This is a genomic window from Streptomyces sp. NPDC102402 (assembly GCF_044765765.1).
GTDB lineage: Bacteria > Actinomycetota > Actinomycetes > Streptomycetales > Streptomycetaceae > Streptomyces.
Window position 1 is genome coordinate 1 of the sequence record NZ_JBIWKR010000008.1, and the last position, 11,466, is coordinate 11,466.

At 72.9% G+C, this 11,466-nt stretch carries 11 protein-coding genes; 6 read left to right on the forward strand and 5 right to left on the reverse strand.

The window, feature by feature from the left end; translation table 11 throughout:
- The first annotated feature begins 213 nt into the window (after positions 1 to 213).
- The 3 genes from thiE to ACIRJR_RS22805 all read left to right on the forward strand — a co-directional run bounded on the left by thiE (position 214) and on the right by ACIRJR_RS22805 (position 2,896).
- Positions 214 to 864 (forward strand): thiamine phosphate synthase, encoded by a 651-nt coding sequence (gene thiE / locus ACIRJR_RS22795; protein ID WP_403783675.1) that lies wholly within the window; start codon positions 214 to 216, stop codon positions 862 to 864.
- Between the two features lie 116 nt (positions 865 to 980).
- Positions 981 to 1,898, forward strand: a complete 918-nt coding sequence (gene metF / locus ACIRJR_RS22800) for a methylenetetrahydrofolate reductase [NAD(P)H] (protein ID WP_403783677.1) — start codon at positions 981 to 983, stop codon at positions 1,896 to 1,898.
- A 50-nt stretch (positions 1,899 to 1,948) separates the two neighbouring features.
- Complete coding sequence (locus ACIRJR_RS22805; RefSeq protein ID WP_403783679.1) at positions 1,949 to 2,896, forward strand: hypothetical protein; 948 nt, start codon at positions 1,949 to 1,951, stop codon at positions 2,894 to 2,896.
- Positions 2,897 to 2,954: 58 nt separating this feature from the next.
- Here ACIRJR_RS22805 and ACIRJR_RS22810 read toward each other — a convergent pair whose 3' ends face one another.
- From ACIRJR_RS22810 to ACIRJR_RS22830, 5 genes are all read right to left on the reverse strand, one after another.
- The gene (locus ACIRJR_RS22810; RefSeq protein WP_403783681.1) at positions 2,955 to 4,451 is read right to left on the reverse strand and encodes a phytoene desaturase family protein; all 1,497 of its coding nucleotides are present in this window, start codon (positions 4,449 to 4,451) and stop codon (positions 2,955 to 2,957) included.
- Positions 4,452 to 4,482: 31 nt separating this feature from the next.
- On the reverse strand, positions 4,483 to 5,100 hold the full coding sequence (locus ACIRJR_RS22815; protein ID WP_403783683.1) for a DUF4126 domain-containing protein: 618 nt from the start codon (positions 5,098 to 5,100) through the stop codon (positions 4,483 to 4,485).
- A gap of 358 nt (positions 5,101 to 5,458) precedes the next feature.
- Entirely contained in the window at positions 5,459 to 6,070 is a 612-nt protein-coding gene (locus ACIRJR_RS22820) for a TetR/AcrR family transcriptional regulator (protein WP_403783685.1), read from the reverse strand.
- A gap of 29 nt (positions 6,071 to 6,099) precedes the next feature.
- Positions 6,100 to 8,187: a YhgE/Pip family protein gene (locus ACIRJR_RS22825; RefSeq protein ID WP_403783687.1), complete on the reverse strand. Its 2,088-nt coding sequence runs from the start codon at positions 8,185 to 8,187 to the stop codon at positions 6,100 to 6,102.
- Positions 8,159 to 8,989, reverse strand: coding sequence for an ATP-binding cassette domain-containing protein (locus ACIRJR_RS22830; RefSeq protein ID WP_403783689.1), 831 nt, complete (start codon positions 8,987 to 8,989; stop codon positions 8,159 to 8,161). The genes ACIRJR_RS22825 and ACIRJR_RS22830 overlap by 29 nt, the downstream gene beginning before the upstream one ends.
- Before the next feature lie 172 nt (positions 8,990 to 9,161).
- Here ACIRJR_RS22830 and ACIRJR_RS22835 point away from each other — a divergent pair, with 172 nt between their 5' ends.
- The 3 genes from ACIRJR_RS22835 (at position 9,162) to ACIRJR_RS22845 (ending at position 11,268) form a co-directional block, all read left to right on the forward strand.
- Complete coding sequence (locus ACIRJR_RS22835; RefSeq protein ID WP_403783691.1) at positions 9,162 to 9,701, forward strand: SAV_6107 family HEPN domain-containing protein; 540 nt, start codon at positions 9,162 to 9,164, stop codon at positions 9,699 to 9,701.
- 102 nt (positions 9,702 to 9,803) lie between these two features.
- On the forward strand, positions 9,804 to 10,562 hold the full coding sequence (locus tag ACIRJR_RS22840) for a class I SAM-dependent methyltransferase (RefSeq protein WP_403783693.1): 759 nt from the start codon (positions 9,804 to 9,806) through the stop codon (positions 10,560 to 10,562).
- 301 nt (positions 10,563 to 10,863) lie between these two features.
- A complete protein-coding gene (locus ACIRJR_RS22845; RefSeq protein WP_033303312.1) occupies positions 10,864 to 11,268 on the forward strand; it encodes a DUF3040 domain-containing protein in 405 nt (134 codons plus the stop codon).
- Positions 11,269 to 11,466: the final 198 nt, after the last annotated feature.

Below are 11,466 nucleotides of genomic sequence, written 5' to 3' on the forward strand. Positions count from 1 at the left end.
GCCCCCCCCGGCCGGCCCGACCCGGAACCCGGCTGTCGGGTGCTCCCCGGGCCGCCCCCGGCGCGCGCCCCCCCCCCGCCCCCCGCGTGGGGGGGGGGGGGGCGGGGGCCCCCCCCCCCCCCCACTCCGCCGTCACGGGTCTGCGGACCTCCGACGTCCGAGGCGATTCGTCGCCCCACCAGGATCCATCGACGCACCCACGGGGGAAACACCATGTCCACGGCTCGCACCCAGCTCTCCGGCGCCCGGCTCTACCTGTGCACGGACGCCCGCAGACGGCAGGGCGACCTGCCCGAGTTCCTCGACGCGGTGCTCTCCGCGGGCGTGGACATCGTGCAGCTGCGGGACAAGGGCATGGAGGCCGCGGAGGAACTGGAGCACCTCGCGGTGTTCGCCGACGCGTGCAAGCGCCACGGCAGACTCCTGGCGGTGAACGACCGGGCCGACGTGGCCCACGCCATAGGCTCCGACGTGCTGCACCTCGGGCAGGGCGACCTGCCCGTGCCCGCCGCCCGCGCCGTCATCGGCGGTGACGCGGTGATCGGCCGCTCCACCCATGCCGAGGCCGAGGTCGACGCGGCCGTCGCCGAGGCGGGCACCGACTACTTCTGCACCGGGCCCTGCTGGCCCACCCCGACCAAGCCCGGCCGGCACGCCCCGGGCCTCGGCCTGGTGCGTTACGCCGCCGCCCTCGGCACGACGCGGCCGTGGTTCGCCATCGGCGGGATCGACGCCGGCAATCTCGACGAGGTGCTCGACGCGGGCGCGCGTCGTGTCGTCGTCGTACGGGCGATCACCGAGGCGGAGGACCCGGCCGCGGCCACCGCCTCGCTCGCGCGGCGCATCAGGGAACGCGCACTCTGAACCGGGCCGCCCGCGCCCGTCACGAGGTTGTCCGAGGGGTGGACAGAAGCCGCCTCATTCCGGTCAATTCGCCCCCTCTGGTTGGGGTACCGCCGAGCCCTGGTTAACCTCCCAGTATGGCCCTTGGCACACCTTCCACCAGGACAGATCACGCGCGCACCGTGCGTGAGCTGCTCGCGACCGGCGAGACGTCGTTCTCGTTCGAGTTCTGGGCGCCCAAGACCGAGAAGGGCGAGCGGAACCTCTGGAACGCCCTGCGCCGGGTCGAGGCGGTGGGACCGAGCTTCGTCTCCGTGACGTACGGGGCCGGCGGCTCCACCCGTGCGGGCACGGTCCGGGCGACCCAGCAGATCGCCGCGGACTCCACACTCACCCCGGTCGCGCACCTCACCGCCGTCGACCACTCCGTCGCCGAGCTGCGCAACATGGTCGGTCAGTACGCCGACGCCGGCATCCGCAACATCCTCGCGGTCCGCGGCGACCCGCCCGGCGACCCGATGGGCGAGTGGGTCGAGCACCCCCAGGGCGTCAAGTACGCGGCGGATCTCGTCCGGCTGATCAAGGAGGCCGGGGATTTCTGCGTCGGCGTCGCGGCATTTCCCGAAATGCATCCGCGATCCGCCGACTGGGACTCCGACATCGGCCATTTCGTGGACAAGTGCCGCGCCGGTGCCGACTACGCGATCACCCAGATGTTCTTCCAGCCGGAGAGCTACCTGCAGATGCGTGACCGCGTGGTCGCCGCGGGTTGCGACACCCCGGTCATTCCCGAGGTGATGCCGCTCACCAGCGTCAAGCAGTTGGAGCGGTTCGCGCAGCTCAGCAACGCGTCCCTGCCCTCGTCGTTGAAAGAACGCATCCTCGCCGCAAAGGACGACCCGGCCGCTGTACGCTCCATTGGCATCGAGTTCGCCACGGAGTTCTGCGCGAAACTGCTCTCCGAGGGTGTCCCGGGGCTGCACTTCATCACGCTCAACAACTCGACGGCGACACTCGAGATCTACGAGAATCTCGGACTGCACAAGCAGTCGTGACCGGCCGTACCCGCCACCAACCGGGGCGGTGGCCGTAGGAGGGGGCGGGCGTGGGCTGGACGGTCCTCTACATCGCATTCGGCATAGTGGCGTTGTGGCTGCTGGGCGAGGTGCTGCTGCAGTACAAGGCACGTCTGCGCTGGCGGCTGCTCGCCTTCGCCGGCTTCCTCGGTGTGGTCCTCGGTGTCCTGATCCCCTCCGTGCTGGTGATCGCCCTGGGGGCGGTCGCCTTCGCGACGGGCCAGACCTACGTGACGCTCTCCTTCAGGCGCGGATTCTCGACGGGATGGGCCATAGGCGGCAGCCCGGGTGAGAGCCGTCGCCGCCGGGCAGGCGGCCAGGACGGCCGGAAGCCGACCCTCGAGGTCTCCGGCCTGGAGTACGAGGGAGCCCCCGCCCCCCAGCAGCCCGAAGCCGCCCCGTCGGCGGTCTACGAGCCGGAGCCGCTGCCGGACGACACCGGGCAGTACGGCGTCTACACCGACCCCGTACCGGCCGGGCGCGACGACCGGCAGGAGCAGCAGCACCCCTCCTACGACCCGTACGCCGGCTACGACCGGCCTGCCGCCCAGGATCCCTACGCGTCCCAGGGCGGCTACCAGGACCAGGGCACGTACCAGGACCAGGGCACGTACCAGGACCAGGGCGCGTACCAGGACCAGGGCACCTACGCGGGCCAGTACGGCTACGGCACGGACCAGGCGGGCTACGCCCCCTCCTACGAGCCTTACCCCGGCGCGGGCACCACCACGGGCACAGGGCAGTACACCCCGTACGACGGCACGCACGGCAACGGCTACGACCCCGCCTACGGCACAGGGCAGCAGCCCGCGGATCCGTATGCCGTGCAGTACACCGACACCCCGCCCGGCGGGGTCTGGGTCCCGCAGCAGCGAGAGGGCGATCAGTACCCCCCGCTGCCGCCGGAGGCCCCCGTCCGGCCCGCCCCGTACGGCAACGGGTACGACACCGGTCAGAACGAGGAGTACCGCTACTGAGCCGCCCGGCGGCCGGCGACGGTGCGCCGGCCGGGGCTCCGGCGCACGCGCCCCGGACTCAGCGGGAGCCGCGGAAGCCGTCACCCTCCACGACGAGCCCGGCCACCAGGGCACCGGACATCCCCGCGTGGGCCGGGCCGCCGCCCGGATGGGACCAGCCGCCCGCCAGATACAGGCCCGGCAGCGGGCTGCGGTTTCCCGAGTGCAGATAGGCGCCCCCCGCACCGGCCAGGGCCGGGGACGGGACCGAGCCGCCCTCGGCGCCGGTGTCGGCCGCGGTCTCGGCGGGCGTACGCACCTCGGCGTGGAGTATCCGCTCACGCAGGCCGGGAACGGCCTCGGCCGCACGGCCGATCACCACGTCCGCGAACCGCTCGCGCAGCGCGCCGTCCGTCCAGTCGACCGGGCCGTGCGGTGCCACCGTCACCATCAGGGTCACCGCCTCGTGCTCCTCGTCGGGCCGGGTGGCCGGATCGTCCGGGCGCCCCACGGTCACCGTGGGCTCTTCCGCCGTCCGGCCGCCGAACACCGCCTCCTGTTCCGCGCCCGGGGTCCCTGTGTGCACCACGGTCCGGTGCACGGCACCGGCCTCACGGGCGCCGCGCAGCGACAGCATGACGACGAAGCGGCCCGGTACCGGAGCCCCCTGGGCCTCTGCGGGCGGCTCCTCCCGGACCGGCAGGAGGCCGGGCGCCGGCTGCGCGCCCAGGACCACGTGATCGGCGTCCACTCCCGTGCCGTCCGCCAGCTCGACGCCCGCCGCCCGGCCGTCCTTCTCGGACACCCGCACCACCTCGGCGCCGAAGACGAAGTCCACCTTGCGGGCCAGGCACCGCTCGTACACCGCGTCGGCCAGCGCGCGCATGCCCCCCGCGACGTACCAGCTGCCGAACGTCTCCTCCATGTACGGCAGGAGGGCGGCGGCGGCCGGGGCGCGACGCGGGTCGAGCCCGTAGGACAGGGCGTACCCGTCGAGCAGGGCGGCCAGGCGGGGGTCGGCGAGTTCCCAGGCGCCCACCTCCGCCGGCGTGACCGCCTGCCGGGCGGTGCGCAGCATCCTGCGCCGGCGCACCGCGGGGTAGGGGTCGCGGCCCAGCATCCGCCTGTCCTCGGGCAGCGGCTCCTCCAGGAGCGGCCTGCGCGACCGGTCCCAGGCGGTGCCCGCCCGGTCCAGGAAGCCGCCCCAGCGCGCTCCGGCGCCTTCGCCCAGTGCCCGGTCCAGCGCGCCGGTCACCCCGGCCCGTGAGGCGTTGGGCAGGGACACCGCGGTGCCGTCGGCGAAGAGATGGCGGCTCGCCGGGTCGACCTGGGTGAGCGTCACGCACTGCTCCAGGCTCTCCTTGCCCGTCTTGACGAACAGGTCGCGGTAGACCGCGGGCAGGTGGAGAAGGCCGGGACCGGTGTCGAAGACGAAGCCGTCACGGGTGTACCGGCCCAGCGAGCCGCCGTGTGTCCGCGAGCGCTCGTACACCGTCACCCGGTGGCCTGCCACGGCGAGCCGGGCGGCCGCCGCCATCGCGCCCGTCCCGGCGCCGATCACCGCAATTCGTGCCATGTCAGTGACCTTACGGGGTGCCACCGACAGTTCATCCGCGAGGCCGGTGCCCGCCCGCCCCGGCCGGACGTCCCTCCTCGCGCCGTCGTGCCCTGCGGCGCAGGAACCGCCGGATCCGGGAGGCCATGAAGGCCAGGACCACCAGACCGAGCACCAGCAGGACCCCGGCGACCACCGCCGAGGCCACCGGGTTGAAGACCGCGAGGGTGACGATCCCGGCGACACCCAGATCCTCCGCCAGGCTGACCCCGATGTTGCTGAACGGCTCCGGCGAGGTGTTGACCGCCATCCTGGTACCCGCCTTCACCAGATGGCTCAGCAGTGCGGTGGAGCCGCCCACGGCGCCTGCGGCCAGTTCCGGCAGCGATCCGCTCCCACCTGCCAGCAGTGCCGCGACGACCGCCCCCGAAACGGGCCGGACCACCGTGTGCGCCGCGTCCCAGGCCGAGTCCACGTACGGGATCTTGTCGGCCACCGCCTCGAGGAGGAAGAGCACTCCGGCGGCCACGAGCACATCGGTGCGCTGCAGCGACCCGGGTACCTCGTCGGTCAGTCCGGCCGCGCCGAAGAGGCCGAGGAGCAGGACCACCGCGTAGGCGTTGATCCCGCTCGCCCAGCCGCTCGTGAACACCAGGGGGAGTACGGACACGGACGCGATCGTAACCAGCCGGGACGGGCCCCGGGTGGGCCCTGCCGCACAGGCCTGAGTATCCCTACTCAGAGCGGTAGATGAGTAGCGGTGCGGATGGGCTCCCACCCGCGCGGACGGAAGAGTGGAGACCACGGAAGGGGCGCGGCTCCAGGACCGCCGGCACGGGGCGGCGGAACGGAGCGGTACCCCGGACGCAACGGGGGCGCACGACGCGGGGCTCCGGGACCACGGGGGACACGGGGTCACGGGGGAGGGCTCCGCGGCGCTACGGGACGCCGGTCCGGTGGAATTCGGGGGGATCGAATTCCACCGGACCGGCGTTCTCGTGCGCGGAAGCCTCTACGGCGGGGCGGTTTCAGCGCCCGCTGACCCGGCCGTGCAGCAGCAGGGACAGGGCGGAGTGGACGTCGTCGATCGTCCGCTCGGGCTGGAAGGCCTGCCAGTCGAGGGCGGCCACGAGGACCATCCCGACCAGGGCGGCGGCCGTCAGCTGGATGTCGATCTCCTCGCTGAGCTCACCGGCGGCGACGCCTTCCCGGAGCACCCCCTCGACCACGGCGACCGCCTCCTGACGCAGCACCAGGAGGGTGGACTGCCAGGCACGACCGGTACGCCAGAGCTCGGCCACGTACAGCTGGGTGAAGGCCGGGTAGCGGTCGATGAAGACGAGACCGGCCCTGATCATCGCGTCCAGCGCCTCGACGTGGGTGCCGCCACGCGCGTCCGTCGATTCGGCGGCGGACCGCAGCGACTGCGTGAGGAGTCCGACCCCGTGCCGCAGCAGTTCCTCGAAGAGCTCGGTCTTGCTCTTGAAGTTGTAGTAGACCGTGCCCTTGGCGACCCCGGCGCGCTCGGCGATCTCGTCCACCGTCGTCGCGGAGAACCCCTTCTCCGCGATCAGGGTCACCGCCGCCTCGTAGAGCTTCTGCCGGGTGACCTGGCGGCGTGTGGTGCTACTGCTGTCCATGCCCCCGATTCTCACAGGTCCCGGAGCGGTCACAGACTCAGCTCCGGGTGCAGCCGGTCCAGGGTCCACACCTGCTTCCGGCGCGCGGACAGGGCGGTCAGCGCGAGCGCGCCCGCGGTGAAGGCGACCAGCACGGCGCAGCCCTGCCAGACGGGACCGAGTCCGCCGCCCGTGATCAGCCGGCGCAGTCCGTCGACCACGTAGGTCATCGGCAGGTAGGGGTGGATCGCCCCGAAGAAGCCCGGGCTGGTCTGGACGGGGTAGGTGCCGCCGGCCGAGGTCAGCTGGAGCATCAGCACCGCCAGGACGAGGATCCTGCCCGCGGCACCGAAGCGGGCGTTGAGCCACTGCACGATCGCGGCGAAGCAGCAGCTCACCAGTGCCAGGAAGCCGATCGTGCCGGCGGCGTGCGTCATCTGGAGACCGAGCCGCCAGTGCAGCACCGACATCAGGGCGGCGACCTGGAGCAGGCCGATCGCGGCGACCGGGAGCCAGCCCGCGAAGGCTGTGCGCCAGGCCGGGGCCCCGGCCGCGAGCGCACGCCGGTTGAGCGGCTGGATCAGCATGTACGCCACCATCGCGCCCACCCACAGCGAGAGCGGGATGAAGTAGGGGGCGAAGCCGGTGCCGTAGTTGGGTGCGGCGTGCAGCGAGGAGGAGGCCAGCCGCACGGGGTCGGACATGACACCCGTACGGGCGTCGCGGTCCTTCTTGTCGTAGTCGGGGATCCTGGCGACACCGTCGTTGAGCCCCTGGGCGAGCGTCGCGGATCCGTCACCCAGCCGGTACAGCCCGCTCTTCAGGGTCTTGGCGCCCGACTTGAGCTTCCTGACGCCGGTGTCCAGGTCCCCGGCTCCGGTCTTCGCGGTGCCCAGCCCGGTGTGGAGCGCGTCGGCCCCGGTGGCGACCTCGTGTGCCCCCGTGTTGAGCGCGTTGATCTTCTTCACGGCCGATTCCAGGTCCGTGTCCAGGTCCGGCGAGCGCTTCGCCAGGGCGTCGGCCTGCTTCTGCAGGGTGGCCAGCCGGCCGCGCAGTGCCGTCAGGTCGCCCTTCTGGTTCGTCACCAGGGCGTTCACGTCGTCGGAGACGGCGGCGACGTCCGCCGCCGCGGTCCGGGCGCGCTTCAGCTGCGGACAGACCGCCGGGTCGGGCGCGGTCTGCTCCTCGCAGCGGACGCGGTAGACCTCGGCCAGGTCGTCGGAGGCCTTGTGGGCGGCGGCCGAGGCGGTGGGGGCCGCCTCCACCAGCAGGTCGAGGTTGTCGCGTACGGCCTTCGAGGAGTCGGAGACCAGACGGGCGGTGTCCCCGATGGCCTTGCCGTTGTCCTTCAGGAAGGGGCGCACGTCGGCGGCGACCGCGTCGACCTTGTCGGCGAGCTGCTGGGTGCCGCCGGCGACCTGCCGGGACCCCGTCTCGAGGTCGCTCGCGCCCTTGTTCAGCCGGGTGATGCCGCTGGAGAGCCGTCCGCTGCCCGACTTGGCGTCCTTGAGGCCGTCCGCCAGGTCCTCGGAGCCCTTCTTCGCCTTGGTGAGGCCGCTCTCGAGATCGCCGGCCCCCTCGGCGGCCTTCGCGGTCGCGTCGTGGAGACCCGAGAAGTCGATGAAGATCCGGTCCAGGAAGCCCCGCGAGGCCTTGGCCGACGCGGCACCGCGGACCTCGGCGAACACCGTCCTGGAGATCTGCCCGACGATGTAGTTGTTCGCGTCGTTCGTGCGCACCCGCAGGGCGCCGGTGCCGGGGGAGCCGCCGGCACTCGAGGCGATCCGCTCGCTGAAGTCCGACGGCATGGTCAGGGAGAGGTAGTACGTCCCGTCCTCGACGCCGAGCTCGGCCTCGGAGCGGCTGGTCTCGTGCCAGTCGAAGACCTTGGATCCCAGCAGTCCTTCCGCGATCTCGTCCCCGGCCGCGAGGCGTTCGCCCCCGGTGCTCGTCCCCTTGTCGTCGTTGACGAGCGCGACGGGGATGCGGTCGAGCCGCCCGTACGGGTCCCAGAACGACCAGAGGTACAGCGCTCCGTACAGCAGGGGCAGCAGGAGGAGCGCCACGAGTGCGGCACGCGGCATCCGGCCCCTGCCGAACCGCCGCAGCTCAAGCGCGGCCAGTTTCGGTGATCGCATCGGCCGTCCCCTTCCCGGTCTTCGTGTCGTCGGCTTCCGGCTCGGCGTCCGGCGCCGCTCCGGCGCGGGCTCCGGCTTCGGGTCCTGAGCGGGCTTCCGCTCCGGCTGCCGGGCCGGTGCGTACGGTGAGCGCGTCCTCGGGCGCCTCACTGCACACGGCCAGCACCGTGGTCCCGTCCGCGGCCAGGCCGCGCAGCAGCTCCCAGGCCAGGGAGCGGTCCGTGACGGAGAGCTTGAGGTCGGTGTCGTCCACGGCGAGCAGCCGCGGCCGGCTCATCAGGGCGAGGGCGACGGAAAGGCGCAGGGACTCCAGACGCTCCAGGTCACGCACCGGGGTCCGTTCGGCCTTGGGCAGGGCCGATGTGTCGAGTCCCGCCGCCTCCAGAGCGCCGTCCACCGTCGCCCGTGCCGCGGCGGCGCGTTCGGCGCGGGGGCGAAGCAGGGAACGGAGCGAGCCGTCGAAGCGGCGCCGCAGGAGGGCCCGTTCCCGAAGATGCTCGGCGACGGTGAAGGAGGGGTCCAGCTCGCTGACGCCGGGGACGGGCCCCAGCGCGCTGAAGCGGCGCACGGCGGCGAGCCGGCCGGGCAGGCGCTCGCCCCCGACCTCGGCGTGGCCCTGCGTGGAACGCATCCGGCCGGTGAGTGCGAGCAGCAGACAGGTGCGGCCCGAGCCGGAGGGCCCCTCGACCGCGACGAGCGATCCGGGCCCGGCGGTGAACCCGACACCCCGGAACGCCCAGCCGCGCGGCCCCTTCAGTCCGAAGTCCTCGGCGCTCAGCGCCGCCCCGTGCGGGCCGTCCACGACCCCACCCCCAATTTTTTTGCACTGACCGGTCAGTGCAAAAAACCTAACCCGATCTCGCGATCGAAGCAAAGTGCCTGGTCGGAGGCAGTTCCTGAGGGATTGTCAGTGGGGGGCGTCACGATGGATGCATACGGCCACGGAGCCGTCACACGACGACAGGAGGCTCGTCATGGCCAGCTCGTCCGCAGCCGCCGCCCCGCGGCGCCGCGCAGTCAGCCCTGCCCCCTCACCGACCGGTCCGGCAACCGACGTCCACCCCGTTCTGCGCCGCACCACGGCGCCGCCCGCCGCGCTCGATCTGCTCGCCCAGGCCCACGCCGGTCTGGACGAGGCCGCCGTACTCGACGTGCCCAACGAGCGGTACGCCACCGCGCACCTCGCCGCGCTGCGCACCGCGGCCGCCGTGCTCGCCGCCCGCGCCCGCCCCGAGACCGGCAGGCGCCGCAAGGAGCGGATCCGCAGCGCCTGGGAGGTCCTGCCGGACATCGCACCCGAACTCACGGAATGGAGCGCCCTGTTCGCCTCCGGGGCACCGCGCAGGGCCCGCGCGGAGGCGGGCATACCCGGCGCGGCCACCAGCCGGGACGCCGACGATCTGCTGCGCGACGCGGCGATGTTCCTGCGCCTGGTCGAGCGGCTGCTGGTCCTCCAGCCCGTTCTCCCGCGGCCACGGAAGGACGGGACCGGGCGGCGGCCGGAGGCGGAGTGACCGCGAGGGCGGTGCGAGGCAATAGGGTGGAGCGCACCCGTACCACCTGCACCGTTCACGCTCCGCCGTCCGTGGCGGCACCGTGCCGAGGAGTCAACTGCCGTGTCGGACCAGCTGCGCCCCCGCGCCTCCCTCCGTACCGCCGTGGTCTGGGAGGTCCTCAGGGACGCCCTCGAACGCCGGGCCAAGGCGACCGGCAGGGAAGCCCTGGACGTGCTGGACACCGGCGGTGGCACCGGCAACTTCGCCGTGCCCGTCGCCCTGCTCGGCCACCGCGTCACCGTCGTCGACCCCAGCCCCAACGCCCTCTTCGCGCTGGAGCGCCGTGCCGAGGAGGCCGGCGTCGCCGACCGTGTCCGCGGAGTGCAGGGCGACATCCTCGGCCTGTTCGAGGTGGTGGACCGCGGCGGCTACGACGCGGCGCTGTGCCACGGTGTCCTGGAGTACGTGGACGACCCCGCAGAAGGGGTGCGGAACGCTGTCGACGCGCTCCGCCCGTCCGGCGCGCTCAGCCTGCTCGGTGCCGGCCTCGGCGGCGCCGTCCTGGCCAGGGCGCTGGCCGGACACTTCGCCGAGGCCCGGCAGGCCCTGACGGACCCCGCCGGGCGCTGGGGCGACGGCGACCCCGTACCCCGCAGGTTCACCGCCGCCCAGCTGACCGGACTGGTCGCCGACGCGGGCGTCGAGGTCGGGGCCGTCCACGGCGTCCGGGTCTTCGCCGACCTCGTTCCGGGCGTCCTCGTGGACACCCAGCCGGGTGCGATGGAGGAGCTCCTCAAGCTGGAGGCGGCCGTCGCGGAGCTGCCGGCCTTCCATTCGGTGGCGACCCAGCTGCACGTTCTGGGCGAGAAGCGGCCCTGAGCGTCTGAGCGGACACCGGTGGAGCAAGGCCGCCGAGCGGTCGGAGCCGGGCTGATCAGCAACGCAGCTGCAGACGGAGTACCGCTGAGAACACCCGATCGGGCCGCGAGCCCCGTATGATCGGGTGACACCATCCGGCATGACGGATCGGAGGTCGGGGAATCTACGCCTCAGCAGCCGAGCCGAATTGGCGGTCCGGACTGGCTATGGCTAGAGGGCGGGTTTCACGGGGGCGAATCCCTGCCTATCCTGGAAGGGCCGCATACCGGTCGCCCCCGCGGCCGACGACGAGGAGGACTCCGTGCCGCTCTCGGAGCACGAGCAGCGAATGCTCGAGCAGATGGAGCGAGCGCTGTACGCCGAAGATCCCAAGTTCGCTACAGCGCTTGAGGGAAGCGGGCTGCGCAGGTACACCCGGCGACGGGTCTACCAGGCGGTAGCCGGTTTTCTGGTGGGTATCGCGCTCCTCATGGCCGGAATGGTTTTCCAGCAGACCTGGGTCAGCGTGGCGGGATTCCTCGTCATGCTGGGCTGTGCCGTGCTGGCGGTCACCGGATGGCGCAAAGCGCCGAAGCCCGGTGAGCAGCAGCCGGCGGGGAGTGCGAGCGGGGGCGGAGGCGAACGCCGACATCCCAGGCAGCGCCGGTCGATGATGAACCGGATCGAACAGCGGTGGCAGCGCCGCCGCGACGAACAGGGCCAGTGAGCTCTCCGCGTCCCGGCCGGCGGCGGGCAGGCCCGGTCTCCGGCACCGGACGCGGAGCGCGCACACCGAGAACTTGACGCTGGACCTCGCACGTGAGGGGCGGTCGCATCGCAGCGACCGCCCCTCACGCGTTCTCCTTCGGGTGCGGGCGGGGCTGCTGGGGCCCCGGCCGTCTCCCGGCCCGACGCGCCGGTCCGT

Bases quoted from the DNA above. Each gene is read 5' to 3' on its own strand.
- metF (WP_403783677.1), top strand. From the start codon at position 981: ATGGCCCTTGGCACACCTTCCACCAGGACAGATCACGCGCGCACCGTG.
- ACIRJR_RS22825 (WP_403783687.1), bottom strand. From the start codon at position 8,187: ATGCGATCACCGAAACTGGCCGCGCTTGAGCTGCGGCGGTTCGGCAGG.
- ACIRJR_RS22810 (WP_403783681.1), bottom strand. From the start codon at position 4,451: ATGGCACGAATTGCGGTGATCGGCGCCGGGACGGGCGCGATGGCGGCG.
- thiE (WP_403783675.1), top strand. From the start codon at position 214: ATGTCCACGGCTCGCACCCAGCTCTCCGGCGCCCGGCTCTACCTGTGC.
- ACIRJR_RS22835 (WP_403783691.1), top strand. From the start codon at position 9,162: ATGGCCAGCTCGTCCGCAGCCGCCGCCCCGCGGCGCCGCGCAGTCAGC.
- ACIRJR_RS22820 (WP_403783685.1), bottom strand. From the start codon at position 6,070: ATGGACAGCAGTAGCACCACACGCCGCCAGGTCACCCGGCAGAAGCTC.